Source organism: Pantoea sp. Pa-EAmG (assembly GCF_030024295.1).
In the GTDB taxonomy this organism is placed as follows: Bacteria; Pseudomonadota; Gammaproteobacteria; order Enterobacterales; family Enterobacteriaceae; genus Pantoea; species Pantoea dispersa.
In genome coordinates this window covers 38597-63819 of the sequence record NZ_JASEWO010000001.1, presented here as the reverse complement: position 1 = coordinate 63819, position 25223 = coordinate 38597, and the positions used below count along the sequence as shown (strand labels likewise).

The following is a 25223-nucleotide window of genomic DNA, read 5'->3' as shown; positions in this document are numbered from 1 at the left end:
TTATTCACCGGAGAAACGATTATGACATTCCTGATCAGGAGCCTGCTGCTCCTCGTGGCGAGCTGCGCGCTGAGCGTGCAAGCCGCCGATACCGGCTGGCTGCGCAATGCGCAAAACAGCCACGCCGAAGTGCGCCTGCGCGCTGCGCCGCAGGGCGATCACCTGCAACTGCTACTGGATATTCGCCTGCAGCCGGGCTGGAAAACCTACTGGCGCTCGCCGGGCGAAGGCGGCGTCGCGCCGGAAATCCGCTGGCAAACGCCGGATGTCAACGCCCGCTGGTCGTGGCCAGTGCCAGCGCGCTTTGACGTCAGCGGCCTCACTACGCAGGGCTACAAAGGCAACGTTACGCTGCCCATCGTGCTCGAATCTGCCCCGCAGGGCACGCTGGCCGGCACGCTGACGCTGTCCACCTGTAGCGACGTCTGCATCCTGACGGACTTTCCGTTCCAGCTCGATCTCTCCCAGCCCGCCAGTCCGGATTTTGCGCGTGACTTCGCCCAGGCGATGGGGCAGATACCGGCTGACAGCGGACTGACCGATCAGCTTGATGCCAGCTTCGTTGATGGCACGCTGCAAATCCGGGCGCAGCGTCAGCAGGGCTGGCAGCAGCCGGAACTGTTCTTTGATTATCCGCAGGGCAGCATGCTGGCGGCGCCGCAAATCAGCGTGCAGGGCGAGACGCTGACTGCCCGCGTGGCGGTGACCGATGAATGGGGCGAGGCTGCGCCGGACCTGCGCGGTAAAGCGCTGTCGCTGGTCATCGCTGACGCCGGTATCGCTCAGCAAAGCCAGCTGACCCTTGGTCATCAGCCGCTGTTTTCTCCCTCCGCCGGGAACGCCACGCTGTGGTCGGTAGTGCTGCTGGCGCTGCTCGGCGGGCTGATTCTCAACCTGATGCCCTGCGTGCTGCCGGTGCTGGCGATCAAACTGAGCAGTCTGGTGCAGCAGCAGGGACAGACGCAACGCCAGACGCGTCAGCAGTTTCTCGCGTCCAGCGCCGGCATTCTGTTCTCTTTCCTGCTGCTGGCGCTGCTGATGACCGTGCTACGGCTCAGCGGTCAGGCGCTGGGCTGGGGCATTCAGTTTCAGAGCAGCGGCTTTCTGCTGGTGATGGTGCTGGTGATGTTCCTGTTCAGCGCCAGTCTGTTCGATCTGCTGCATTTTCGCCTGCCTTCCGGCCTGACTACCCGGCTGGCGACGTACGGCGGTGCCGGTCTGGCAGGGCATTTTGGCCAGGGGGCCTTTGCCACGCTGCTGGCGACGCCGTGCAGCGCACCGTTTCTTGGCACCGCCGTCGCCTATGCGCTGACCGCGCCGCTGCCGCAGCTGTGGCTGCTGTTTGTCGCGCTCGGCGTCGGCATGAGTCTGCCGTGGCTGCTGGTTGCGGCGCTGCCGGGCATGGCGCGCTGCCTGCCGCGTCCGGGGCGCTGGATGCTGCATCTGCGCACGCTGCTGGGGCTGCTGATGCTGCTGGCAACGCTGTGGCTGGTGACGCTGCTGATTCCCCACTGGGGCAGCACCGTCGCCATTCTGCTGGCGGCCATCCTTATGCTGGCGCTGACGGGCTGGCTAATCGCACGCCGCGCGCTGCCGCAGGCAGGTCTGGTGTTCATTACCGTGACGCTGGCGGGCGCGCTGTTACTGCTGACGCGTCTCTCACCGGAAGAAGAATCGCTGGTGTGGCAACCGCTGACCGAAGCCGCCATCAATCAGGCGCTGGAGCAGGATAAGCGCGTCTTTGTCGATGTCACCGCTGACTGGTGCATCACCTGCAAAGTGAATAAATCGCGGGTGCTGAATCAGCCTGACGTGCGTGCCGCCCTCGGCGCAGAGGATGTGGTGCTGCTGCGCGGTGACTGGACTCAACCGGATCCGGCCATCGGCGAGTTCCTGCGCCGCCGCGATCGCGTAGCGATCCCCTTTAACCAGATTTATGGCCCGGCACTGCCGCACGGCCAGATTTTATCGCCGTTATTAAGTCGTGATGCGGTGATTTCAACACTCTCTGAGGCAAAAAAATGATGAAAAAATCCCTGTTACTTTCGCTGATGTTTCTGGCGGCACCCGCCCTGGCCGCCGCGCCATTTACCCCCGAGCAGGAGGCGCGCATCAAACAGCTGATTCGCGAAACCCTGGTGCAAAATCCGGCGATTCTGGCAGAAGCCGCCGACGCATTTGATAAAGAAGCCGCGCGCCAGCAGCAAAACGTGGTTGCGCAGATGGTAGAGAAAAACCGCGCGGCGCTGTTTAACGATGCCGGCTCACCGCGCATCGGTGCCAAAAAACCGGCACTGACGCTGGTCTATTTCACCGACTACAACTGCGTCTTTTGCAAAAAGTTTGAGGCGGATATCGAAAAACTGCTGCACAACTATCCGCAGGTGGCCGTGGTGCTGAAGCCGCTGCCGTACCGCGCTGAAAGTTCGCTCAGTTCGGCGCGTCTGGCGCTGACGGTGTGGGAGCAGCAGCCGAATAACTTTCTTAAGCTGCATGAACGGCTGATGGCAAAGAAAGGCAACCATGATGAAGCCAGCATCGCCGCCGCGCTGGACAAAAGTGGCATCAGCTTATCGGCGCCGAGCACCGCCAGCCTCGACACCATTAACCTCAACCTGACGCTGGCGCAGCAGCTGGGTGTGCAGGGTACGCCCGCCACGCTGGTGGGCAATCAGCTGATCAGCGGGGCAGTGCCTTATGCACAGCTGGAAGCCGCGGTGAAAGGTGCGCTGCAGGCTCAGCCATGAGCCGGGTAACGCGCTGGCTGCGTGAAGGCGTGCTGTTGGTGCTGATGGCAGCGGCGCTGCTGCTGGCCATGGACTGGCTGCGTGCACCGCAGCTGCCCGCGGATGTGGCCCGCCAGCCGCTCAGCGCGCTGCAGGGCGAGGTGAACCTGGCGACGCTGAGCCAGCAGCGGCCGGTGCTGGTTTACGTCTGGGCCAGCTGGTGTGGCGTGTGCAAACTCACCACACCGACGGTGGCCGCGCTCAGTCAGCACGGCACGCAGGTGGTCAGTGTGGCTCTGCGATCCGGCAGCGATGCGCGCGTTGCCACCTGGCTGGATAAAAAAGGAGTACGGGGATTCGCCGTCAATGATGAAAGCGGGGCGCTGGGACAGCGCTGGCAAATCAGCGCCACGCCGACGTTCATCGTGCTGCATCAGGGCAAGGTGGTCAGCACCAGCAGCGGCTGGACCAGCAGCTGGGGGCTGAAGCTGCGCCTGTGGTGGGCGGCACGCGCTGCCTGATTAATCATTAACGGTTAACCGACCGCGATAAATAACCGTAGCGTGAATAACCTTGCGCTGCGGTTATTTTTTTGCTCATTAAAAATCCGCATTCAATATTTCAATGCATTGAAATCAAATGAGTAATAAATAAAGCGATAAATGAATGACTCTGGATTATTTGCAATTGCCATCATCATGGCACATATATGTTAAATCACTTTTTTATTTATTCATTTAATAACGGCGCGCTCGCGCCATTTTATTTTTGGGGGAGAACAATGCGAATTCATCACCTCAACTGTGGCTGCATGTGCCCGCTCGGTGGCGCGTTATTCGATGGTTTCAGCAAAGGTCCGTTTGCTGAACTGGTGTGCCACTGCTTATTGCTGGAAACTGACCGTCACGGTTTAATCCTCGTGGATACCGGTCTGGGCACGCAGGATATGCACCATCCTGACCGCCGCCTGTCGGGCTTTTTTCGCGCGCTGAATAATATTCGCTATAACGAGCAGCTCAGCGCGCTGGCACAGATTCAGCTGCTGGGTTTTCGCCCGGAAGATGTGCGCCACATTATTCTGACCCACCTCGATTTTGACCACGCCGGCGGCATCAGTGATTTTCCGGCCGCCCGCATTCATCTGCTGCAGCGTGAGCTGGATACCGTAACCCAGGCGGGCGATAGCAGCTGGCTGGCGCGTCAGCGGTTTCGCCCGCAGCAGTGGACTGCGCACGATGGCTGGCGCGGTTACGCCAGCGGCGGCGAGCGCTGGTATGGCTTTGATGCGGTGAAGGCGGTCGACGATCTCAGCGATGAAATTCTGCTGGTGCCGCTGCCGGGACATACGCTGGGCCATGCGGGCGTGGCGATTCGTCACCAGGGCGGCTGGCTGCTGCATGGCGGCGACGCCTGGTTTTATCGCGGTGAAATATACCACAGCCAGCGCCACTGTACGCCGGGCCTGCGCGCCTATCAGCGCCTGATGTGCAGTGACCGCGCCGCCTGGCACAGCAATCAGCAGCGGCTGCGTGAGCTGTCACTGCAGCACGCGCAAGAGGTGCAACTGTTCTGCAGCCACGACGCGCAGGAACTGAACCAGTTCCGTCGGCACGGTTAACTTTTTGTGCGGGCTGTGCGCATGACTCTTTATCTTTACTAATATTTCTCAGGCGTGCGAAGCGATGCCTGGCCGGATCGCTCTCGCCTGGAAAAACTGTGATAGGGAGAGTGCGATGTACCATACCTCGGGACGCTCGGTTGTTGGCGTGACGCTGTTTACCCTGCTTGAGCCGTTGCCGCTGGGCTTTTTCTTTGCTGCCTGGCTGTTTGATATTATCTATCTGCAAACCTTCATCGTCATGTGGACCAAAGCCGCCAGCTGGCTGATCGCCATCGGGCTGGTGCTGGCAATTGTGCCGCGACTAATCAGCCTGATTCATTTATTCCGTGGCGCACCTGCCGCAGAGAAGACCCATTTCTGGCTGTCGCTGCTGGCGATCGTGCTGGCCATCGTCAACGCATTCATTCACAGCCGCGATGCCTATGCGGTGGTGCCGATGGGCGTGACGCTCTCCACCCTGGTGGTGGTGGTGTTGCTGATAGCGAATCTGCAGCTGGCGCTGCGCGAGCGTCGTTTACAGGGAGGTCGCCCATGAAATTTCGTGTAATGAGTGCGCTGGGGATTGCAGTACTGCTGAGCGCCTGCGACAGCGGATCGGACCTCGATCCGCAACGGCAAATCGGCCCTGATCCGCAGCTGCCGCAGGCCAAAAACTTCTTTATGCCGCCGATGCAGGTGCCGGAAGGCACCGCATGGAAACAGGGCGAGACACCAAAAGTGGCCGACGGCCTGAAGATCGAGAAAATCCCGGCCAGCCTGATGCACCCGCGTCAGCTGTATGTGCTGCCTAATGGCGACGTTCTGGTGGCAGAAGCCAACGGGGTGAAAAACCCGGTCACGGCACCGAAAGAATTGATCATGAGCCTGGTGCAGAAATCTTCCGGCAAAGGTGGCCCGGGCGGCAACCGCATCACGCTGCTACGCAACGTTAACGGCAAGTGGGAACAGCACCGGTTTATCGAAAACCTCAATGCGCCGTTTGGCATGCAGCTGATTGGCAATACGCTGTATGTGGCTAACGCCGACAGCCTGGTGAAATTCCCTTACCAGACCGGCGAAACCGAAATCCGTACGCCGCCGGAAGAGGTGACGTCACTGCCGGGCGGTGAGCTGAATCACCACTGGACCAAAGCGCTGCTCGCCAGTCCGGACGGCAGCAAACTGTACGTCGGTGTCGGCTCCAACAGTAATATCACCGAGAACGGCATCGGCGCAGAGTATGGCCGCGCGGCGGTGTGGGAAGTGGACGCCGCAACCGGTGCCAGCCGCATTTATGCCAGCGGCATCCGCAATCCTACCGGTCTGCAGTGGGAGCCGCAAAGCGGCAAGCTGTGGGCCATCGCCAACGAGCGTGACGAAATCGGGTCGGATCTGGTGCCGGATTACCTGACCTCCGTGCAGGACAAAGGTTTCTACGGCTGGCCGTACAGCTACTTTGGTCAGCACGTCGACGAGCGCGCGCAGCCGCAGCGGCCGGATCTGGTGGCGAAAGCCATCAAGCCGGACTATGCGCTGAGCTCACACGTGGCACCGCTCGGCCTGCTGTTCTATGGCGCGGATAATATGCCGCAGTACCGCGGCGGCGCGTTCATCAGTGAACACGGCAGCTGGAACCGCACCCCGCTCAACGGCTATAAAGTGATTTGGGTGAAATTTGAAAATGGCAAACCGGTCGGGCAACCGCAGACGGTGGTGTCAGGATTCCTCACCGACGATCAGAAGCAGGTACGCGGTTTGCCGGTAGGACTGGCGACGGATAATCAGGGCGGGGTGTTGATTGCCGACGATGCCGGCAACGCGATCTGGCGTATCAGCGCCGCACAGTAGGGTCATCGCAGGCAATAAAAAAGGATTTGGCCAGGTCGCCAAATCCTTTTTTTATGTTCGTCACCCGGCTGGTAACCGCGCTCGGAACGGGGTGCTCAGCACTCCTCACAAAAGGAATGATAAAATGTGCAGCGAAAGATTTCAAGTTTCGCTAAAATACTGTATGGTTATACAGGTGTTGAGCGCGGCGGATGCTTATTGTTTTCTGATGACTCCAGGGGCGCGGATAGTCAAACCCCGGCAGGTTTCAGGTGGTGCTGGCCTGTGGCTTTCACAATGAGTGCCGCTCAGCGCTCCTCACAGATGTGCTTAGGCGGTCGGCGGGTAGAGTCAGGGCCCCGAAAGCTGAACAGCGCGCTCCTGTCAGAGGAGAAGGAAAGTGATGGAACTTGTTCGATTACTCCTGGACCTGGTCCGGGTGATCCTGCAAATCATCGTTGCCCTTTTGCAACTGACCGGTCAGGCGCACTGACCGGAACTTGAAACAAGGCGGAGCTCACCCCTCCGCCTTTTTTCGTACGCCCGCGTCACGCGCCGGGCCGGCTTTGCTGTTGCATCGCCTGTCTGAGCGCCGCAACAAACACGCTGACGCGCGCCGGCAGGTGGCGCGTGGTGGGAAACAGCGCCCACACGCCCAGCATCTGCGGCTGCGCGTCCTCCAGTTCCAGCGCCACCAGTTCGCCGGATGCCAGCTCTTCCCGCACATCCCACTCAGAAAGCTGCGCGATGCCGCTGCCGGCCACGCACAGCGCACGCACCCCTTCGACATTGCTGCCGCTGAAGCGTCCGTCAACGCTCAGGCTGGAGAGATGACCGTCCACCATAAAACTCCACTGCACCACATTCGACAGGCGCAGACAGTGGTGTTGATGCAGATCCGCCAGATGACGCGGCGTGCCGAAGCGTTGCAGATAGCCCGGAGCCGCACACAGCCGGCGCGGGTTGTCGGCCAGACGGTGTGCCACCAGGCGGGAATCGCGCAGCGGGGCAATGCGAATCGCGACATCAAAGCCCAGCCCGACAATGTCCGTGACATCGTCGCTGAGCTGAAACTCAACGCGCAGCCCGGGGTTTTGCTCCATCAGTGACGGCAGCAGTGGAATGATGGTGCGGCGGCCAAACCCCGTAGGCGCGGTGATGCGTAGCTGGCCGGTGGCCCCCTGTTTATCGGGCGCGAACAGGTTGCGTGCGCTCTGTTCGGTCTCGGCCAGCGTTCTGGCATAGGGAAGAAACTCTTCGCCTTCATCGGTAAGGGCAATGGCGCGCGTGGTGCGATGCAGCAGCCGTACGCCGAGATCCTCCTCCAGTGAGGCCAGCCGGCGCGACACGGTCATAGTAGTGGTGCCGAGCCGCCGCGCCGCCTGCGTCAGGCTGCGGGTTTGCGACACCATCAGAAAAACATCAATATCCCGGGAGTTCATTGTAACGGTTTCCGTTAAGCAGACGTATCATAATCGGTCATTTTTGCCACAATGGCGACTCACTATAATGGCTCCTGATGATAATTTATTTCAGAGCGCCAAATGTCCGACAAACACCTGTTTCAGAGCAGTACGCTTAACCACCTCGATTTAACCAATCGCCTGATGGTGGCACCGATGACGCGCATCTCCGCCAGTGTGGATGGAGTCCCGGGCGAGCGTATGCAGCAGTACTACACGCGTTTCGCCCGCGGTGGCTTTGGCGCAGTAATCACCGAAGGTCTCTACATCGATGAAGCCTGGTCACAGACTTACGCTTTTCAGGCCGGGCTGGTCAATCGCCAGCAGATCGCCGGCTGGCGGGCCATCACCAACAGCGTGCACCAGCACGGCAGCAAAATCATTGCACAGCTGATGCACGCCGGTGCGATATCGCAGGGCAATATTTACCGGCGCGATACGCTGGCGCCTTCGGCGATCCCGCCACGTGGCGAACAACTGCGGTTTTATCATGGTCACGGCGCTTATCCGTTGCCGCGCGCCATGAGTGATGCGCAAATTGAGCAGGTGATTGACGCCTTTGCTGACAGCGCGGCGCGCGCCATTGAGGCAGCCGGTTTTGACGGCATTGAAATTCACGCGGCCAACGGTTATCTGCTCGATCAGTTCTTTACCGATTACACCAACCAGCGCAGCGACCGCTGGGGCGGCGATATTATCGCAAGACTGACGCTGACGCGGGAGGTGATTGCCGCGGTGCGACAGCGCATCGGTGCCAACGTCACGCTGGGCGTGCGGATTTCTCAGGGGAAAGTGAATGATTTTACGCATAAATGGCAGGAGGGCGCTGCCGGAGCGCGCCAGGTGTTTGCGCTGCTGGCTGACTCAGGTATCGATTATCTGCACCTGACCGAGCACGATGCGTTGCAGCCGGCGTTTGCGGACGCGACGGAGTCGCTGCTACAGCTGGCGCGCCAGGCTGCGCCACAGTTGCCGGTGGTGATCAACGGATCGCTGTCAGATGCCGAACGCGCCGGCATGGCGTTGTATCAGGGCGCAGATTATGTGGCGCTGGGCAAAAGCGCGCTGGCCAATCCGGACTGGCCACAGCGCGTTCGCCACGGCCAGCCGCTGCGCGCCTTCGATCAAAACCTGCTGGCACCGTCCGCGGATGTTAAAAACAGCGAGCTGGTATAACCGCCGTTTTCGGTTGCCATCCATAGCGACCCTGCCACAACGGTGAAAAACGCATGCCCGCGCACCAGCAACAATGGTGTGGGGTTTTGTCGGGTGGGTATTGCTGCGCATCAGCAGCAATAGTGTGTAATTTTGTAGGGTGCGCATTGATGCGCACCTGGATAAACCCAACACTACCCAGCCCGCTTAACGTTTAAACGCCCAGCTCAGCTTACCGTTATCGGCGCTTAACTTGTTCAGCGCCTTCTGGTTCACCGCGTCTCTGGCACCGAGCGCCTGCGCCGTCAGCGGACCGCTATCACTCTGCGCAATCACCGTATCCTTCGGCACGCTCACCATCTTCTCCGCCACCTTTTTCACCGCTGCGGCGTAGCCGTCGCGGTCACGCAGGTTGAACGCTTTCAGCGGCAGTTCCCGGCTCAGCCACTGTCCCCAGAAGAATTCCAGGAACGGCGGCGGGTTGTCTGGCTTATCGAAGCCGATATCGCGCACAAAGTAGATCAGCGAACGATACTCATCATCCTGCATATGCTGGCGACCCAGCTCCTGCGGCAGCGCTTCAGGGGCGATTTTACCGTTTGGCGTCTCCAGCCACACCAGATGTGCCGCCGCCATTTTCTGCCAGAAAGCAGCCTGGCTTTTCAGCGGGCGGAAATCATCGGTAATGCGCACCTGCACCGGCGTTGACAGGCCGGCCATGTCAGCAAAGTTGCTGAACGTGTGGTGGCCATCAGTCAGGTACAGTTGATTATCCGGGCCGATCACCGCGGTTTTCATCGGGCCGGGTTCGCTGCCGACCGGCGCCTTACAGCTGAAACTGGCCGGATCGCGCAGGGTGGAGCGCGGCGTGAAACTTTTCACCCCTTTTTGTCCCATGCTTTCGCAATAGTCATCGAACAGCTTTTCCGGATCGGCCTGATAACGATGCTGCTTGTAATCCAGCTGGCGATAACCAATGGCGGCCTGAGTGGGATGCAGCTGCGCCAGTTCGACCTGCACAATTTCTCCGGCTTTGATGTCGGGCGGCAGGGCGGCAAAGGCGGGGGCGGTACTGAATAGCAAGGCTAATAACGGCAGGGACGCTTTCATTCCATTTTCTCCTGAAGATCTCCCGGTGGAGCAACACGATAGCATTCCTGTCATCTTCCCGCTCTAGTGTTGTGGCTCGCGGTTGCGTTGAGGCAACCACTTATCCAGACATCTGACCACAACGGAGCACCTGCTTTATGATTTCTGCCACACAGCATCCCGCTAAACTGCAACACACCGCGATCGATCCCAGCGTCCGTCTGCGCGACACGCAGATTGGCCAGCAGTGTGAAATTCTGGCGCACAGTTATCTGGAATACAGCGAACTGGGTAATTTTTCCTACCTTGGGGAACACTGCTGCGTGGCGGATGCGCAGATTGGCCGCTTCACGGCCATCGCCAATCAGGTGCGTATCGGGGCACCGAATCATCCGATGGATCGCGCCTCACAGCATCGCTTCACCTACTGCCCGGAGTATTACGACAGCCGCGCGCAGCGCGATGCCGGTTTCTTCACCGGACGCCGCGCCGATCGGGTGATCATTGGTCACGATGTGTGGATCGGTCACGGCGTGATTGTCCTGCCTGGCGTGACGGTCGGTAACGGCGCCGTGCTGGCGGCCGGGGCGGTGGTGAGTAAAGATGTGCCGCCTTACACCATCGTCGGAGGTGTGCCGGCGAAACCGATTCGCGCCCGTTTCAGTGCCGACATCGCGGCGCAGCTGCAGGCGATTGCCTGGTGGAACTGGCCGCTGGAGAAGCTGATGGCACACCTGGCGGATTTTCAGTCGCCGGATATCGCCGCCTTCTGCCAGCGGCACGGGCGATAACGCTTACACAGCCTGCTGCGCGGCGGCTGGCGGCGCATCGGGTTGCAGGCGTTTCTCCGGCTGCAGCAGCGTCATGGCCAGCATGCTGCCAAAGGCGATACAGGCGGTGACGGTAAACATGGCGTTATAACCGTAGTACTGCGCCAGCCAGCCGCACAGCATCGGTGAAATGATCGACGCGAGGTTGGCGATGGCCAGCGTCATGCCGCTGAAGGTACCAACCGATGCCTTTGGCGTCACGTCAATCACGACCGACCAGTAGACGTTATTCACCAGCGCATTGAGCGCGTTGCCAAGCGTCATCAGCGCGATAATGCCGGCAGCAGATCCGACCCAGGGAAAAGCCATAAAGCAGCAGGCGGTGGCGCACAGCGTCACGGCGGCAAACAGGTTGCGCGCCAGCCGCAGATTGTTAAAGCGTGCCAGCAGGCGATCGGCGATGCGTCCGCCCAGCAGCACCGTCAGGCAGGCACCGCTCCACGGGATCATCGCCACATACCACAGCGAGTGCAGGTCATAGTGGAAATTATCCTGCAGATATTTCGGCAGCCAGGTCACCAGGGTAAAGGTGATGTAGAGGAAACTGAAATAGCCCAGCGCGTTGCACACCAGCGTGCGGCTGGTGAAGAAGCGCCACCACGGCAGCGCGCCTTCGTCCTGCGGCTGCTGGCGTTGCCCGGCAATGATCAGCTGACGCTCGACGGCATTGGCACGCGGATGCTGCTGTGGCGTATCAGTAAAGTGGCGGGCAAACAGCAGCATCGCCAGCAGTGAAAACGCGCCGAGCAGCATAAACATCATGCGCCAGTCGTTGGTGAGCAGCAGCAGTCCGACGGCAATCGGTGCGGTCAGCAGCGAGCCCACCTGGGTGCTCAGCAGGCCAATTCCCAGCGCGAAACCGCGTTCGTTATCCGGCGCCCAGTGGGCGATGGTTTTGTTCATCAACGCGTAGGCCGGCCCTTCGCTGAAGCCAAACAGCACGCGCAGTGCAGCAAACCCCATGATCGCCGAGCCGCCAAACAGCGCCATACCCAGCTCTCCGGCCCAGGCGGTGGCGATCTCCAGCAGCGACCACAGAATGCCAGCCATCAGCCAGACCTTTTTGGTGCCCAGCCGATCGGCAAGGAAGCCGCCGCACAGCGACCCGAACAGATAGCCAAAGCCAAAGTAGCCCAGCACGGCACCGAGCTGCACTTTACTGAAGTGAAATTCCTGCGAGATGGCGTTGGCGGCGAACGACAGCGCACCGCGGTCGATGTAGTTAATCAGTGCGATGAGAAACAGCAGCGAGAAAATGGTGTAGCGGGTTGAGGACGCTTTCATCATGCGACTCCTGAAAATGAACACAGGAATCATTAAGCAAAGGTAATGCCAGATTGCTAAGGCTGCTAACTAATTAGTGTCCGCTATGCCATAGTGCCCGCGCCGCCGCAGTGGGAACCATCGCGCTGGCTAATAAATAGTCGCTATCTGAGTGTGCTGCACCAAACCGATCGCCGGCACGATCGGTTACGGTGCGCTGCATCACACTGTCGGCTGCGTGACCACCGCGGCACTGCGCAGTGGCTCCTGACCTAAACCGACGTGCAGCAGAATCTGGCTGCGGTAATGCGCATCCGCTTCCTGCTGTTCGTCACTCTGTAATAAACCGACCTCATTCACATTTTTCCCCGCGACCTGCACCTTAGTGCGTGCCGCGCTGCGCATCCACTCATACTCAATATCGATATGGCCGGTATCAATGCAGCGAATGCCGTGCTGACTGAGGTCGTAAGCCAGCACGGTTGCCGTCGGGCCAAGGGAGATCAATACCATGTCGAACTCGCGCGCGTGCGCCAGCACATTACTGTATAGCTCGTTATAAACCGAAAACGCGTTACGGTTGAGGGTGGTAATGCGCCGGATCTGCCGTGCGCCATCCAGCAGATCGTTACCGAGACCAAGGCGCGTGCCGCTACCCTCAACAATCAGAATTTTTTTATCATGAAACAGCTGTTTAAATTTGGCAAAAATACGTGCCGCCGGCTGTTTATCTTTATAATCATGATAAGGTCGCGTTACCGACGTATTACCATAGCGATAGCCTTTCTTTAATAAATGCTCATAGTGGCGAAAGAAAAACGCTTTATGAAAAAACCAGAAAAGCGCTGAGCCAAAACGCATATTCCCGGTGCCGCGAAAGGCATCAGGCATACACAACAGACAGCGATTATCGCTCTGCGTGCCACGGCGCATGATCTCTTTCAGGCGAATGGAGAGGCGTTCATCAAAAGACTGAAAGCCAATATTCTTAAATAGCGTCATTTCCAGTTCCCCATCCCCATAGCGGCACACAGAGAGCCGGTCATTGCTGAGCAGCAGGTCGATGGTCTGTTCTGCTGACAGGACCTGATATTGCCGGGCGTGCGCATTGGCCACGGGAAATTTAATGGCAGCATGTGTGAGTTTAAATGGAAAACGTAATTTGCGATAAAAAGCGTCTGCGCTGATCATAATAACCTTCTTTTTATAAGCGGCTTTGCCGCAGAGCAGTCAGATAATATATATCACCGATTAATTTGGCAGACAGGCTAAGGAAACTCTCAAAATAATAAATACGCTATTTCATTTATCAATGTCACCGCGCCGGAAAGACGCTATTTTTAGGGCAAAGCGCAGCGTTGCCTGCTTTTTTACCATCAGGTTCTGACATGACCAGGACAAATCGCATTTGTACGCCACTAATCAATTAAATAATTTCACCAGAAATACATGCGCCGACAAATTGCAGGCTGCCCGGCAGCACGCCTGTCGCGCCTTTAGTCATATCGCCCGCTGCGTTATCAAAAAATGCGGATTTTCCTGATGATTGATTAATTTCCTCCAACAAAATTGAAACGTGATTTCACTCACACTACGAGCGAAGCGGGGCGCAGCATGAAGGAGCAGAGCTACATTGATAAGCGGCACTAACGACACGCCGCCAGGCAGATTTTTAACTAACGGTTACGTAAGTTAAGATTTTGTTGAGTTTATGTGTCTTTAGTTTGGGGTGGTTAATAATGATGAGCGTTGAGGGATTCGCATGATAAACAAACTGACCAGTCTCGTGCTGGCGATTCTGGGTGTTGCGCTGCTCTATATGGGCGGCAAGCTGCTGATGATGGGCGGCAGCGCATTTTACGCATTGATGGCGGTGGGATTACTGATCACCGCCATTTTACTGTTCCGCAATCAGCGCAGCGCGCTGAGCCTGTATGCGGTGCTGATGTGGATCACGCTGGCATGGATGATCTGGGAAGTCGGCTTCGACAAGTGGCAGTGGATCCCGCGCGGCGATCTGTTTGGCGTAATCGGCCTGTGGCTGGCGATGCCGTGGGTGGTCAAACCGCTGTATCAGGGACAGCGTCGCTTCCACGGCCTGCTCGGCAGCACGGTGGCCATCATGATTGTACTGGTGATTGGATTGTGCTTTTACGATCCGCTGCCGCAGGCCGGCACCATCACCAATGCGCGTGAACAAAACAGCGAGCAGGGCGCGAGCGCTGACTGGACCGCCTACGGCGGCACCGCCGACGGCCTGCGTTTCTCCGCCCTGAATCAGATCACCAAAGAGAACGTGCGCAATCTCGAAGTGGCCTGGACCTATCACACCGGCGATCTGCGTCAGGATAACGATGCCACGGAATACACCTTCGAAGCCACGCCGCTGAAAGCCAACGGCATGCTCTATTTCTGTACGCCGCACAATGAGGTCCACGCGCTCGATCCGCAGAGTGGTGCGGTGAAGTGGAAATACACGCCGGCGAAAGATCGTTCTTATCTGCAGCAGCATCAGACCTGCCGTGGCGTCAGCTATTACGCGGGCGCACCGGCTGCCGCACAGGACACGGCGGCGACGCCGGCGATGTGCCGCAAGCGCATCTTTAACGCCACCACTGACGCCCGGCTGATTGCGCTGGATGCCGACAGCGGCAAACCGTGCGCCGATTTTGGCAACAACGGAGTGGTGGATCTGCATGCCAATATGGGTGAGGTTCGTCCACACGCGTTGATGCAGACCGCCGCGCCGCTGGTCGCGGGCAATCTGGTGATTGTCGGCGGCTCGGTTATGGATAACGGCTTCAACAGCGGTAACCCCTCTGGCGTAATTCGCGCCTATGATGTGCAAAGTGGTCGTCTGGTGTGGAACTTTGATCCGGGTAATCCGCAAAATACCGCGCCGATAGCTGCTGGCCAGACCTATCCGCAGGATACGCCGGTGGCCTGGGGTACGTTGAGCGCCGACCTGAAAAACGGCCTGGTGTATGTGCCGTTTGGCAACGCCTCGCCGGATGAACTGGGCATCGAGCGCGATGCCAATAGCAATACAGAGAAATTCCGTGATGCGTTAGTGGCGCTCGATCTGCAGACCGGTGCATTCAAATGGCGCTATCAGAGCTCCCATCACGATCTGTGGGACCGCGATAACCCGTCACAGCCGTCGCTGGTCGATATCGATTATCAGGGCCAGAAACAGCCGGTGGTGATCCTGCCGACCAAAACCGGCAACCTGTTTGTGCTCAATCGCCTGACCGGCCAGCCGGTTTATCCGGTTAACGACGTGAAGGTTTCGACGGAAGGCGGCGTGCCGGGCGAGAAATTCGCCGCCACCCAGCCGGTATCCAGTCTGAACTTTATTCCGCAGCCGCTGACTGAGAAGTCAATGTGGGGCATCACGCCGTTTGATCAAATGGCCTGCCGTATGGATTTCCGCAGCCTGCGCTATGACGGCAATCCGTGGACGCCAGCCACAGAAGGCGGCTCGCTAGTGTTCCCGGGCAATATCGGGGTGTTTAACTGGGGATCGGTGGCGGTTGATCCGCAACGTCAGATGCTGATTGCCGCACCGGTGCGCCTCGCCTACAAATACAACCTGATCAAGCGTACGCCCGCCACGGCGACGGAGCGCCTGTTCACCAAAGATGGCCAGCCTTACTGGAACGAAAACTTCCACGGTGATTACGCCATCCACATCCAGCAGCTGGCCTCCGGTCTCGGCATTCCGTGCATTGCACCGCCGTGGGGCCGCATGGTCGGCGTAGATTTGAAAACCGGCAAAACCGAATGGCTGCGTCGCGTTGGCACCACGAAAAACCTGAAAACCAGCTTCCTGCCGGGCCGCTTCCCGATTGGCTTCCCGATGGGCATGGTGGCGCACGGCGGGCCACTGCTGACGGCCGGCGATCTGGTGTTCCACGGTGCGACCGCAGATAACTTCATTCGCGCCTATGACAGCACCACCGGCGAACTGCTGTGGCAGCAGGAGCTTAGCGCCGGCGCGCAGGCGACACCATCCACTTACATGGGCAGCGACGGTAAGCAGTACGTGGTGATTGCCGCAGGCGGTCACGGTTCGCTCGGCACCAAAGCCGGCGACAGCGTGGTGGCGTTCCGTCTGAAATAATCCTGTCGATGCAAAAAAGGCGCCCGCGGGCGCCTTTTTTATATTTATAAATCAGCTCATTAACGCTTGGCGCGCTCGGTTTGTACCCGCTGGGCAATGCGATCGCCAATCGTCTGGTCGATGTTGCGCCAGTACTCAAACGCGCGCGACAGCACCGGCTCCTCCACGCCGTTGAGCAGATGACCGCTGACGTTATTCACCAGACGATCACGTGCCGCCTCATCCAGCACTTTATTGACCAGCGTATTGGCCTGGCCAAAGTCATCATCATCCTGACGCAGCGTGTAGGGCGCGCGCACCATGTTGCCGTGCGCTTCCCAGGTGGAATCCGTCGGGTAGCGCTCGCCGTCCGCCGCCGGACCGCCTTTTGAGTTCGGCGCGTAGACCGGATCGCTAACCGGATTGATGCGCATCGCGCCATCCTTGCTGTAGCTGTGCACCGGTGCCTGCGGGGCGTTGACCGGAATCTGCTTGTAGTTAACGCCAAGACGGGCGCGGTGGGCATCGGCATAGGCAAACACCCGGCCAATCAGCATCTTATCCGGGCTCAGGCCGATGCCGGGCACCAGGTTGTTTGGTTCAAACGCCGCCTGTTCAATCTGCGCGTGGTTGTCGGTCGGATTGCGGTTGAGCATCAGTTTGCCGACTTTAATCAGCGGATAATCGCTGTGTGGCCAGACCTTAGTCAGATCAAACGGGTTGAAGCGGTAGGTTTCCGCCTCGGCGAACGGCATGATCTGCATGTATAGCGTCCAGCTGGGGAAATCACCATTTTTGATGGCGGTAAACAGATCGCGCGTATGGTAATCGCCGTCCTGGCCGGCCAGCAGATCGGCGTTATCCTGCGTCAGGAACTCCACACCCTGATCGGTTTTGAAGTGGTATTTAACCCAAAATTTCTCCCCGGCGGCGTTAACCCACATATAGGTGTGACTGGAGTAACCGTTCATGTGGCGCCAGCTTTTCGGAATGCCGCGGTCGCCCATCAGCCAGGTCACCTGGTGCGCCGACTCTGGCGACAGCGTCCAGAAATCCCACTGCATATCGTTATCACGCAGATTGTTGTCGGCACGGCGCTTCTGCGAGCGGATAAAGTGCTGGAACTTCATCGGGTCACGGATAAAGAACACCGGCGTGTTATTGCCCACCATGTCGTAGTTGCCTTCGCTGGTGTAAAACTTGATCGCGAAGCCGCGCGGATCGCGCCAGGTGTCCGGGCTGCCACGCTCGCCGGCCACGGTGGAGAAACGCATTACCACATCAGTTTTGGTGCCGGGCTGAAAAACCGCCGCTTTGGTGTAACGGCTGACATCTTCTGTCACCTGAAAATAGCCAAACGCACCGCTGCCTTTGGCGTGCGGTTGACGCTCTGGAATACGTTCGCGGTTGAAGTTAGCCATCTGCTCAATCAGGTAGTGATCGTGCAGCATCAGCGGGCCGTCAGGACCGACGGACAAAGAGTGTTCGTCGCTGGCTACCGGAATGCCAGCATCCGTGGTGGTCGGCTTGCGATCGTCATTGCTCATAATATCTCCAGCTTTTGTAAGGATAATCCAACCACTAAGCGTAGCAGCGAGGCGCAGGCTTGCCCGAATAATTGCGCCGTCTCATCTGGTTGCCGCATTAAGCGATGCGGCACAGCTCGCAAATTTGCTTTTTATTTCTGCTGCTGGCTAAGCAGATTTTCCGGGCCGGAAAAAGCGCCATTCTGCGAATGGGATCGGAAAAGAAAAATTAATTCACCCGTCTTTTAAGACAGGTCGCAAAGGATTTTCCCGTTTAAGTAAAAAAAGACCTTGAATTAATCAATCATTTTATAAGTTCATGTAAAATATCACTTTTTAATTTAATGATATTGATCAAAAAGAACCGCAATCCGCTTATTTATGCTCTCGCTGCGTCAAAGGCAATCCCGTTGTAATTAATGAATGGACATAATAAGAGAGATAAATATGGTGATGCATAAGGCTAAAACCGCGCGCCTGGCGCTGGCTATCGCGGGGATGATGGTGGGTGGCAGTGCAGCGGCACAGTCATTAACGCTGGAGCAGCGTCTGGCCCAGCTGGAAGAGAAAATCGCGCGCGATGAGCAGCAGCAAAAGGAGGCGAGCGCCGGAACAACCAACACGTTCCGCTTTTCCGGGTACGCCCGTTCCGGCCTGCTGGTTAATGATAAAGGGCGCGGCGGACGTGCCGGACCTGCTATTTCGCCTGCCAGTTCGATCGGCGGCGATGCGCATATTGGCCGGTTAGGTAATGAAAAAGATCACTACATCGAGCTGGGCTTTCATAACCAAACCCGGTTCAGTAATGGTTCGTGGGCCAATTTCAAAGCGCTGCTGGCAGATGGCTCATCCAGTCCGGACCCGTGGGTGCAGAATAACGACAATAATCTGAATATCCGCCAGGTGTATGTCGAAATGGGGGATCTGCCCAGCTTTGGGGGCGCCGCGCAACATGCCTCGCTGTGGGCGGGCAAACGCTTTGACGGCGACAATTTTGATCTGCACTTCACCGATACCGATATCGTCTTTCTTGGCGGCACCGGCGGCGGCATCAGCAACCTGCAATGGAACGAGCAATGGCGCAGCGATTTCTCCATTTATGGCCGCAGTTTTGGCGACCTGGGCAGCAGCCGCTACGACGATAACAACGTGCAAAACCTGCTGCTGACCTCGAACCAGTTTTACGGTAACTGGCAGTGGATGCTGACCGGCATGAGCGCAAACGGCAACGACGAGCTGAAAGGGCGCGCATCGACCACCGGCAGCTATGCGCTGCGCAGTGACGATACGGCAAAGCACGGCGTGTTTACCATGCTGGCCTGGCACGATAAAAACCGCTTCTACGGACTGGCACCGGGCAGCAGCACTCACGCCATTCAATGGGGGAAAGGGCTGGGCGCAGAAACCCGGCAGATCGGTGGCGACGGCGACTTAACGCGCAACGCCAGCGCGCTGCGACTGGCCACTTTTGGCGTGATGCCACTGAGCGATCGCTGGTCAGTCGCCCCGTCGCTACTGGCGCAGCACAGCGAGGATCGCTACCGTAAAGGCGATCGCTATGACTGGGCAACCATCAACCTGCGCGCCTCCCAGGCGATTACGGAAAACTTTGCGCTGCAATATGAAGCGTCGTGGCTGTATATGGACCTCAAACCCAATGGCCGCAGCTATCAGGATGGCGGCAGCATCGCGACGTACAACGCGGTGAAGGGCGATGTGTATAAGCTGACCTTTGCGCCAACGTTTAAAGTCGGCAACATCAACGATATGCTGGTGCGGCCGGAGATTCGGCTGTTCGCGACCTGGATGAACTGGTCTAAAGCGCTGGACAACTATGCGCTGAACGATGATTTCGGCAGCGCGGGCTTTACCGCTGGCGGTAGCTGGAACTTTGGCGTACAGGCAGAAGTGTGGTTCTGAGTTCGCCTTTCGCGCTGACCGGCTGAAGGAAGGTTGCACGGTGCGAGGCGTTGAAAAATGCCTCGCACCGCATCCGACGAAGCCTGCCAGCCAGCGGTAAAGCTGCATTCAGTCACCGATTGCGGCTATAGTGCAACGTACTGAACCTGAAGCGATAAGGAATCGTTGTGACCATTGCCTGCCTGCATACCGCCGCCAGTAATATTGCTATTTTTGATGACGCCGCGCAGTCGCTCGGCATTCCGCCTCAGCAAATCAGCCATCTGGTGATGCCACATCTACTGGCAGAAGCAGAACTCAGCGGTGGCATGACGCTGGCCCAGCAGCAGCGTCTGGAGCAGCTGTTACTCAGCCTGACGCCGTGGTTCGACGCGATACTGATTACCTGCTCTACCTTAGGTGCCGCCGCGGACAGCCTGCGCGATCCACAACAGCGCTGTGCGGTTTATCGCACTGACCGTATGCTGGCGGACGAAGTGCATCGCCGTGGCACACCCGCGCTGGTGCTGTGTGCCGCGGAGTCTACGCTGCACAGTACGCGCCAGCTGTTTTGCCCGGAGAGTCTGGCACCTGACCAGCGTCCGCAAGTCAGGCTTATCCCGGATGCCTGGGCCGCATTCAAAGCTGGCCGGCTGGACGACTATTACACGCTGATCGCCGATGCGGTCGCTCAGGGACAGCAGCAGGGCGCGGTTCAGGTGGCGTTAGCGCAGGTGTCGATGGCCGGGGCCGCGTCGCGTTTTCCTGCGCCACAGCGGCCACTTACCAGCCCGCACCTGGCGCTCAGCTTCGTACTGCAGCAGGCTAAAGGCGCGGACGAAGGTCATTCAAAACCACTGATTTAAGCCAACAAAAAGCCCTACTGTTACGCAATTTTGCAGCCTTTATGATGGTCATCAGAACCTGATTTTTGAGGAAGCCACTGATGAACGTGATTAAAGCGCAGCGCGACCAGCTGTTTGAATACGGTCCCTTTACCATTCGCCGGCAGCGGCCGGGAGAACCACTGGGCACGCTGGCGATTGTCGACCAGATGACGCTGAAGCCCGGCGCGGTAGTACCGATGCGCCGCCATCAGGATGATGAGATTTTCAGCTATGTCTGGCGCGGCTCGGTGCAGTACCGGCGTGAGGAGGGAGAGACTCTCGCCCTCAACGGCAAACGTGCACTGCTGGTGAACGCGGGCAGTGGGGTACGTCATGAAGAGTCAGCACCGCTGATTGAAAGCGAAATGCTGCAGGCGTACATCCGCCCGGCATCCGGCGGCGGTGAAGGGCAGGTGCAGAGTGTGTACCGGGCAGAAGGGGCGGCACTTAACCAGTGGACGCTGCTGGCCGGTCCGCAGCACAGCGCGGCACCTTTGACGCTGCGTCAGGCCGTTTACATCTATGACGTCAGGCTGGATCGTGGCGCACAGATCGAGGTGCCGCATTTGCCGGGTTATGCCAGCTGGGTCACGGTGCTGGAGGGCATTGCACGCACCGGGGATGTGCGGCTGCAAAAAGGCGATGCGGTGAGCGATAGCGCTGCCTTGCCGGCTATCCACGGTGAACGCGACGCCCTGCTGGTCGCCTTTCTGGTGCAGCAGGATGCGCCTGCGGTGCTGAGCGGTACGCTAAGCGGCAGTTAAAACACCGGCTATGACACGGCTGGCACGCACCAAAGTGGCCAGTCGTGTCAGCGTGCCGCTGGCGATGTCACGCACTCAGGCGCTGCCGGCTCTGCAACTCAGCGCCCGATGACCCATTATTTCGCGTGTGACACCTGTTCGTAGTAACCGATCTTCTCCACTTTGGCGGTCGAACCGCCACCTTCAAACTCGGATGCCAGCCAGGCGTTAACGATGTTTTTCGCCAGCTCCGGCCCAATTACGCGTGAGCCCATGGTCATGATCTGCGCATTGTTACTTTTGCGCGCGCGCTCGGCGGAGAAGGTGTCATGGCACTGCGCGGCGCGCACGCCTTCCACTTTATTGGCAACAATCGCGACGCCAATGCCGGTGCCACACAGCAAAATGCCGCGCTCAAACTGCTTTTGCTGCACCGCCGTAGCGAGCGCAAACGCCACGTCCGGATACATCGGGCGGTCATTTTGCGCGTCGTTACTGTAATCAGTTACCTGATAATCCTGCTCTTCCAGCAGCTTTTTAATGATGTTTTTCAAATCGATAGCCGCATCATCGGCACCAATAGCGATAGTTTTCATCACGTCTCTCCAGTGATACAGGGTCTGACACCTGCACATATGTTCGTCAGGTGATTAGATGTTCACTGACAGCCTGCCACAAAAACAAACACATGTTCAATACATGTTCATATGATTTAGCGATCGATTGCGCAAAATCTCGTGCCAACCCCTGCCAGTATGATCGCGCAGCGCCGCTCTGCTGCGAAAAATCCTGAAAATGTCGCTGAAATCAAATCTCATGCGCACTGTCACACTTTCGCCAACTGCGCTTGAGGAGTGAGCAAATATCCGTGTAGTGTTCATTTGTTCGCATGACCCTATCCATGTACAAGAAGACCCATTGAGGACTCGAACATGTGTCATTTGCTTCTTACCTCGCATTTTGTCTGTCGCCAGCGCCGGTTTTGCGCCTGGCCAACACCGTCTCACTGCGCACGTTTCGGAGGTGCGTTATGAATCAGTCTGCTGTCAGCGCGGTTGAGCAGACCGCAATCCGCAAAATCTCCTGGCGCCTGGTACCGTTTGTGGCGCTGATGTTCTTTATCAACTTCCTCGATCGCACCGCCATTTCCTTTGCCGGCCCAAACGGCATGACGCAGGACCTCGGCCTCAGTGCGCTGCAGTTTGGTCTCGCCTCCGGCATCTTCTTTATTGGTTACATCCTGCTGGAAGTGCCCAGCAACCTGGCGCTGCATAAGTTCGGCGCGCGGCGCTGGCTGGCGCGCATCATGATCAGCTGGGGCATCGTCTCGCTGCTGTTTACCTGGGTCAGCAGTGTCGAAGGGCTGTACACGCTGCGCCTGCTGCTGGGGATTGCCGAGGCCGGTTTCTTCCCGGGCGCCATCCTTTATCTCAGCCTGTGGGTGCCGGCGCGCCACCGCAGCAAAATTCTCTCGCTGTTCTACCTGGCACAACCGCTGACGGTGGTATTTGGCGCACCGCTGGCTGCCTCGCTGATTGAGCAGCACGGCCTGTTTGGCCTGGAGGGCTGGCGCGTAATGTTTATGGGCGTATCGCTGCCGGCGATCCTCATCGGGATTGTGGCGCTGTTCTGGCTGGTGGACTCGCCGCGTCAGGCGAAGTGGCTGAATGACGACGAGAAAAACTGGTTGATAGCCGAACTGGAAGCGGAACATCAGCACAAGCAGGGACAGCACCCGCACAGCGTGCGTTCGGTGATGGGCAACAGCCGCGTGTGGATGCTGTGCCTGATCTACTTCGGCTTTATTTACGGCCTGTACGCGCTGGCGTTCTTCCTGCCAACCATTATCGCCGGCTTCCAGCAGCAGTTTGGCACCACCTTCAACGTGATGCAGAAAGGGCTGATCACCGGCGTGCCGTACCTGATCGCCGCCGTCGTGATGTTTTTCTGGTCGCGGGATGCCGCGCGGCGTGGCTGTAAAACCTGGCACATCGCGATTCCTGCGGTCGCGGGTGGCGTCAGCGTACCGCTGGCGCTCTACATGGATTCACCGTTTACCACCATCCTGGTGATCGCCGTAACGGCCAGCGCCATCTTCGCCGCATTGCCCAATTTCTGGACGCTGCCAACGCAGTTCCTGACCGGCGCATCGGCAGCGGCGGCGATTGCGCTGATTAACACCCTGGGCAACGTGGCGGGTTTTTCCGCCGGTTACATCACCGGCGCACTGCATGATGCCACTCACAGTTATGTGTTACCGATGTTCGTGGTCGGCGGTTTTATGCTGCTCTCCGCTGTATTGATGCTGTTTCTCAATCGCCGTCGCGCGCAGCCTCTGCCAGCCTCATTTGTACAGGAGCAATAACATGACGTACCTGTTTAACCAGCCATCCGCGTTTGCCGCGGAACTGATCGAAGGCTTTGTGGCCGCCAACGCCGATAAAGTACGCCAGGTGAGCGGTGGTGTGGTGCGCAGCACGCGCAGCCAGCCGGATACCGTGGCGGTGATTGTCGGTGGCGGTTCCGGTCACTATCCCGCCTTTGCCGGATTGGTCGGCCAGGGCCTGGCGCACGGGGCGGCAATGGGCAATCTGTTCGCTTCGCCGTCGGCGCAGCAAATCTATAACGTCGCGCGCGCGGCGCATAACGGCGCGGGTGTGCTGTTGCTGTTTGGAAACTATGCCGGTGACGTGCTGCATTTTGGTCAGGCGTGCGAGCGGCTGCGCGCTGAAGGTATTGCCTGTGAGGTGCTGGCGGTAACGGATGATGTGTCCAGCGCCAGCCACGATGAGCGTATGAAGCGACGCGGCGTCGCCGGCGATCTGTGTGTGTTTAAAGTGGCTGCGGCCGCGGCAGAAGCGGGAGACGATCTGGCTACGGTGCTGAAAAAAGCGCAGCACGCCAACGATCGCACCCGCACCTTCGGCGTGGCATTTTCCGGCTGTACGCTGCCGGGCGCTGCGCATCCGCTGTTTGAGGTAGAGAAAGGGCGCATGGCGCTCGGGCTGGGCATCCACGGTGAGCCGGGCATCAGCGAAACGGCGGTGCCGCGCGCCGACGAGCTGGCAGAAATCTTTGTCGACCGGCTGCTGAGTGAGCGGCCAGCGGATGTGGCGCAGGTGGCGGGACAGCGCGTGGCGGTAATCCTCAACGGTCTCGGTTCAGTCAAGTATGAAGAGCTGTTTGTGGTGTATCGCCGCATCGCCCAGCTGCTGTCGGCGGCGCAGTTGCAGGTGGTGGAGCCGGATGTCGGCGAATTCGTCACCAGTTTTAACATGGCAGGCGTCTCGCTGACGCTGATGTGGCTCGATGATGAACTGGAAACGCTGTGGCGCGCGCCGGCCAATACGCCGGCCTACCGCAAAGGCAGCGTCCTGATTGCCGAACCGCTCAGCGCCGCCGAGTGCGAAGAGATCCGTGAAGAGGCGTTACCGCAGGCCAGCACCACATCACAACACAGCGCCCGGCGCGTTCTTGAACTGCTGGAAGCGGTGGCGGTGATGATTCAGCGTCATGCCGGCCAGCTGGGCGACATTGATGCGGTAGCGGGCGACGGCGATCACGGCATTGGTATGGAGCGCGGCGTACTCGGCGCGGTAGAAAAGGCGCGTAAGGTGGCCGCGCGTGGCGCCGGCGCTGGCAGTCTGCTGTGTCGCGCCGCCGATGCCTGGGCGGATAAAGCGGGCGGCACGTCCGGGGCACTGTGGGGCGTGGCACTGACCGCGCTCGGCACCGCGCTGGGCGACAGCGCGGCAGCGGATGCACCACGCGTCGCTGCCGGCGTCCGGGATGCCAAAGAGGGCATTATGCACTTCGGCAAAGCGCGCGTCGGTGATAAAACCATGGTTGACGTGCTGGTTCCGTTTAGCGACACGCTGAGCGCTGCGGTCGCGCAGGGCGCATCACTCACCGAAGCCTGGTTACGTGCGGCAGCGGTGGCGGAGCAGGCCGCGCAGGCCACCGCACAGCTGGTACCGAAAGTGGGGCGTGCGCGGCCGCTGGCTGAAAAAAGCGTTGGCACGCCGGACGCCGGTGCGGTTTCACTGGCGATGATCGTCAACACCGTTGGCAATCTGTTAAAAGAACACAGTGCATCTGAACAGGGAGCGTAAT

The 25223-nt window shown here is 58.8% G+C and carries 21 protein-coding genes; 14 read left to right on the top strand and 7 right to left on the bottom strand.

Annotation, left to right across the window (positions count from 1 at the left end):
* Nucleotides 1-21: 21 nt before the first annotated feature.
* From QMM04_RS00270 to QMM04_RS00245, 6 genes are all read left to right on the top strand, one after another.
* Nucleotides 22-2025: a protein-disulfide reductase DsbD domain-containing protein gene (locus QMM04_RS00270; RefSeq protein ID WP_282995442.1), complete on the top strand. Its 2004-nt coding sequence runs from the start codon at nucleotides 22-24 to the stop codon at nucleotides 2023-2025.
* Nucleotides 2025-2747: a DsbA family protein gene (locus tag QMM04_RS00265; RefSeq protein WP_282995450.1), complete on the top strand. Its 723-nt coding sequence runs from the start codon at nucleotides 2025-2027 to the stop codon at nucleotides 2745-2747. The genes QMM04_RS00270 and QMM04_RS00265 overlap by 1 nt, the downstream gene beginning before the upstream one ends.
* Nucleotides 2744-3247, top strand: coding sequence for a thioredoxin domain-containing protein (locus QMM04_RS00260; protein ID WP_058780533.1), 504 nt, complete (start codon nucleotides 2744-2746; stop codon nucleotides 3245-3247). The genes QMM04_RS00265 and QMM04_RS00260 overlap by 4 nt, the downstream gene beginning before the upstream one ends.
* Before the next feature lie 260 nt (nucleotides 3248-3507).
* Nucleotides 3508-4344, top strand: a complete 837-nt coding sequence (locus QMM04_RS00255; protein ID WP_282995441.1) for an MBL fold metallo-hydrolase — start codon at nucleotides 3508-3510, stop codon at nucleotides 4342-4344.
* Between the two features lie 115 nt (nucleotides 4345-4459).
* Nucleotides 4460-4882, top strand: coding sequence for a DUF2231 domain-containing protein (locus QMM04_RS00250; protein WP_021505986.1), 423 nt, complete (start codon nucleotides 4460-4462; stop codon nucleotides 4880-4882).
* The gene (locus QMM04_RS00245) at nucleotides 4879-6174 is read left to right on the top strand and encodes a sorbosone dehydrogenase family protein (protein ID WP_260642120.1); all 1296 of its coding nucleotides are present in this window, start codon (nucleotides 4879-4881) and stop codon (nucleotides 6172-6174) included. The genes QMM04_RS00250 and QMM04_RS00245 overlap by 4 nt, the downstream gene beginning before the upstream one ends.
* 527 nt (nucleotides 6175-6701) lie before the next feature.
* Here the strand turns inward: QMM04_RS00245 and QMM04_RS00240 are convergent.
* Complete coding sequence (locus tag QMM04_RS00240; RefSeq protein WP_058758595.1) at nucleotides 6702-7595, bottom strand: LysR family transcriptional regulator; 894 nt, start codon at nucleotides 7593-7595, stop codon at nucleotides 6702-6704.
* A 102-nt stretch (nucleotides 7596-7697) separates the two neighbouring features.
* Between QMM04_RS00240 and QMM04_RS00235 the strand changes: the two genes are divergently transcribed.
* Nucleotides 7698-8792 carry an NADH:flavin oxidoreductase gene (locus QMM04_RS00235; protein ID WP_282995440.1) on the top strand — a complete coding sequence of 365 codons (1095 nt, stop codon included), beginning with the start codon at nucleotides 7698-7700 and terminating at the stop codon, nucleotides 8790-8792.
* Between the two features lie 186 nt (nucleotides 8793-8978).
* Here the strand turns inward: QMM04_RS00235 and QMM04_RS00230 are convergent, their stop codons facing one another.
* On the bottom strand, nucleotides 8979-9881 hold the full coding sequence (locus tag QMM04_RS00230) for a ParB/Srx family N-terminal domain-containing protein (protein ID WP_021505991.1): 903 nt from the start codon (nucleotides 9879-9881) through the stop codon (nucleotides 8979-8981).
* A 137-nt stretch (nucleotides 9882-10018) separates the two neighbouring features.
* Here QMM04_RS00230 and QMM04_RS00225 point away from each other — a divergent pair, with 137 nt between their 5' ends.
* Nucleotides 10019-10651, top strand: a complete 633-nt coding sequence (locus QMM04_RS00225) for a DapH/DapD/GlmU-related protein (protein WP_136547634.1) — start codon at nucleotides 10019-10021, stop codon at nucleotides 10649-10651.
* Nucleotides 10652-10654: 3 nt separating this feature from the next.
* Here QMM04_RS00225 and QMM04_RS00220 read toward each other — a convergent pair whose 3' ends face one another.
* The 3 genes from QMM04_RS00220 to QMM04_RS00210 all read right to left on the bottom strand — a co-directional run bounded on the left by QMM04_RS00220 (nucleotide 10655) and on the right by QMM04_RS00210 (nucleotide 13520).
* The gene (locus QMM04_RS00220) at nucleotides 10655-11974 is read right to left on the bottom strand and encodes an MFS transporter (protein WP_282995449.1); all 1320 of its coding nucleotides are present in this window, start codon (nucleotides 11972-11974) and stop codon (nucleotides 10655-10657) included.
* A gap of 201 nt (nucleotides 11975-12175) precedes the next feature.
* On the bottom strand, nucleotides 12176-13144 hold the full coding sequence (locus QMM04_RS00215) for a GT-D fold domain-containing glycosyltransferase (protein ID WP_282995439.1): 969 nt from the start codon (nucleotides 13142-13144) through the stop codon (nucleotides 12176-12178).
* 235 nt (nucleotides 13145-13379) lie between these two features.
* The gene (locus tag QMM04_RS00210; protein ID WP_282995438.1) at nucleotides 13380-13520 is read right to left on the bottom strand and encodes a hypothetical protein; all 141 of its coding nucleotides are present in this window, start codon (nucleotides 13518-13520) and stop codon (nucleotides 13380-13382) included.
* A gap of 195 nt (nucleotides 13521-13715) precedes the next feature.
* On the opposite strand from QMM04_RS00210, the gene QMM04_RS00205 reads away from it, so the two are divergent.
* Complete coding sequence (locus QMM04_RS00205; protein ID WP_282995437.1) at nucleotides 13716-16076, top strand: membrane-bound PQQ-dependent dehydrogenase, glucose/quinate/shikimate family; 2361 nt, start codon at nucleotides 13716-13718, stop codon at nucleotides 16074-16076.
* A gap of 59 nt (nucleotides 16077-16135) precedes the next feature.
* Here the strand turns inward: QMM04_RS00205 and QMM04_RS00200 are convergent, their stop codons facing one another.
* Entirely contained in the window at nucleotides 16136-17602 is a 1467-nt protein-coding gene (locus tag QMM04_RS00200) for a catalase (RefSeq protein ID WP_021505996.1), read from the bottom strand.
* 432 nt (nucleotides 17603-18034) lie between these two features.
* On the opposite strand from QMM04_RS00200, the gene QMM04_RS00195 reads away from it, so the two are divergent.
* The 3 genes from QMM04_RS00195 (at nucleotide 18035) to QMM04_RS00185 (ending at nucleotide 21131) form a co-directional block, all read left to right on the top strand.
* Nucleotides 18035-19501: a carbohydrate porin gene (locus tag QMM04_RS00195; protein ID WP_081035964.1), complete on the top strand. Its 1467-nt coding sequence runs from the start codon at nucleotides 18035-18037 to the stop codon at nucleotides 19499-19501.
* Nucleotides 19502-19668: 167 nt separating this feature from the next.
* A complete protein-coding gene (locus QMM04_RS00190; protein ID WP_152390991.1) occupies nucleotides 19669-20346 on the top strand; it encodes a glutamate racemase in 678 nt (225 codons plus the stop codon).
* Between the two features lie 80 nt (nucleotides 20347-20426).
* Nucleotides 20427-21131 (top strand): pirin family protein, encoded by a 705-nt coding sequence (locus QMM04_RS00185; RefSeq protein ID WP_058769830.1) that lies wholly within the window; start codon nucleotides 20427-20429, stop codon nucleotides 21129-21131.
* A 116-nt stretch (nucleotides 21132-21247) separates the two neighbouring features.
* On the opposite strand, the gene QMM04_RS00180 is transcribed toward QMM04_RS00185, so the two are convergent.
* Nucleotides 21248-21706 (bottom strand): RpiB/LacA/LacB family sugar-phosphate isomerase, encoded by a 459-nt coding sequence (locus tag QMM04_RS00180; RefSeq protein ID WP_021506001.1) that lies wholly within the window; start codon nucleotides 21704-21706, stop codon nucleotides 21248-21250.
* Nucleotides 21707-22140: 434 nt separating this feature from the next.
* Here QMM04_RS00180 and QMM04_RS00175 point away from each other — a divergent pair, with 434 nt between their 5' ends.
* Both QMM04_RS00175 and QMM04_RS00170 read left to right on the top strand, forming a co-directional pair.
* Entirely contained in the window at nucleotides 22141-23475 is a 1335-nt protein-coding gene (locus QMM04_RS00175; RefSeq protein WP_058769829.1) for an MFS transporter, read from the top strand.
* A gap of 1 nt (nucleotide 23476) precedes the next feature.
* Nucleotides 23477-25222: a dihydroxyacetone kinase family protein gene (locus tag QMM04_RS00170; protein WP_104092963.1), complete on the top strand. Its 1746-nt coding sequence runs from the start codon at nucleotides 23477-23479 to the stop codon at nucleotides 25220-25222.
* Nucleotide 25223: the final 1 nt, after the last annotated feature.

Coding starts and splice junctions, on each gene's coding strand:
- QMM04_RS00185 (WP_058769830.1), top strand. CDS start 20,427: ATGAACGTGATTAAAGCGCAGCGCGACCAGCTGTTTGAATACGGTCCC.
- QMM04_RS00175 (WP_058769829.1), top strand. CDS start 22,141: ATGAATCAGTCTGCTGTCAGCGCGGTTGAGCAGACCGCAATCCGCAAA.
- QMM04_RS00225 (WP_136547634.1), top strand. CDS start 10,019: ATGATTTCTGCCACACAGCATCCCGCTAAACTGCAACACACCGCGATC.
- QMM04_RS00205 (WP_282995437.1), top strand. CDS start 13,716: ATGATAAACAAACTGACCAGTCTCGTGCTGGCGATTCTGGGTGTTGCG.
- QMM04_RS00255 (WP_282995441.1), top strand. CDS start 3,508: ATGCGAATTCATCACCTCAACTGTGGCTGCATGTGCCCGCTCGGTGGC.
- QMM04_RS00180 (WP_021506001.1), bottom strand. CDS start 21,706: ATGAAAACTATCGCTATTGGTGCCGATGATGCGGCTATCGATTTGAAA.
- QMM04_RS00245 (WP_260642120.1), top strand. CDS start 4,879: ATGAAATTTCGTGTAATGAGTGCGCTGGGGATTGCAGTACTGCTGAGC.
- QMM04_RS00195 (WP_081035964.1), top strand. CDS start 18,035: ATGCATAAGGCTAAAACCGCGCGCCTGGCGCTGGCTATCGCGGGGATG.
- QMM04_RS00215 (WP_282995439.1), bottom strand. CDS start 13,144: ATGATCAGCGCAGACGCTTTTTATCGCAAATTACGTTTTCCATTTAAA.
- QMM04_RS00170 (WP_104092963.1), top strand. CDS start 23,477: ATGACGTACCTGTTTAACCAGCCATCCGCGTTTGCCGCGGAACTGATC.
- QMM04_RS00230 (WP_021505991.1), bottom strand. CDS start 9,881: ATGAAAGCGTCCCTGCCGTTATTAGCCTTGCTATTCAGTACCGCCCCC.
- QMM04_RS00220 (WP_282995449.1), bottom strand. CDS start 11,974: ATGAAAGCGTCCTCAACCCGCTACACCATTTTCTCGCTGCTGTTTCTC.
- QMM04_RS00200 (WP_021505996.1), bottom strand. CDS start 17,602: ATGAGCAATGACGATCGCAAGCCGACCACCACGGATGCTGGCATTCCG.
- QMM04_RS00250 (WP_021505986.1), top strand. CDS start 4,460: ATGTACCATACCTCGGGACGCTCGGTTGTTGGCGTGACGCTGTTTACC.
- QMM04_RS00265 (WP_282995450.1), top strand. CDS start 2,025: ATGAAAAAATCCCTGTTACTTTCGCTGATGTTTCTGGCGGCACCCGCC.
- QMM04_RS00270 (WP_282995442.1), top strand. CDS start 22: ATGACATTCCTGATCAGGAGCCTGCTGCTCCTCGTGGCGAGCTGCGCG.
- QMM04_RS00240 (WP_058758595.1), bottom strand. CDS start 7,595: ATGAACTCCCGGGATATTGATGTTTTTCTGATGGTGTCGCAAACCCGC.
- QMM04_RS00260 (WP_058780533.1), top strand. CDS start 2,744: ATGAGCCGGGTAACGCGCTGGCTGCGTGAAGGCGTGCTGTTGGTGCTG.
- QMM04_RS00235 (WP_282995440.1), top strand. CDS start 7,698: ATGTCCGACAAACACCTGTTTCAGAGCAGTACGCTTAACCACCTCGAT.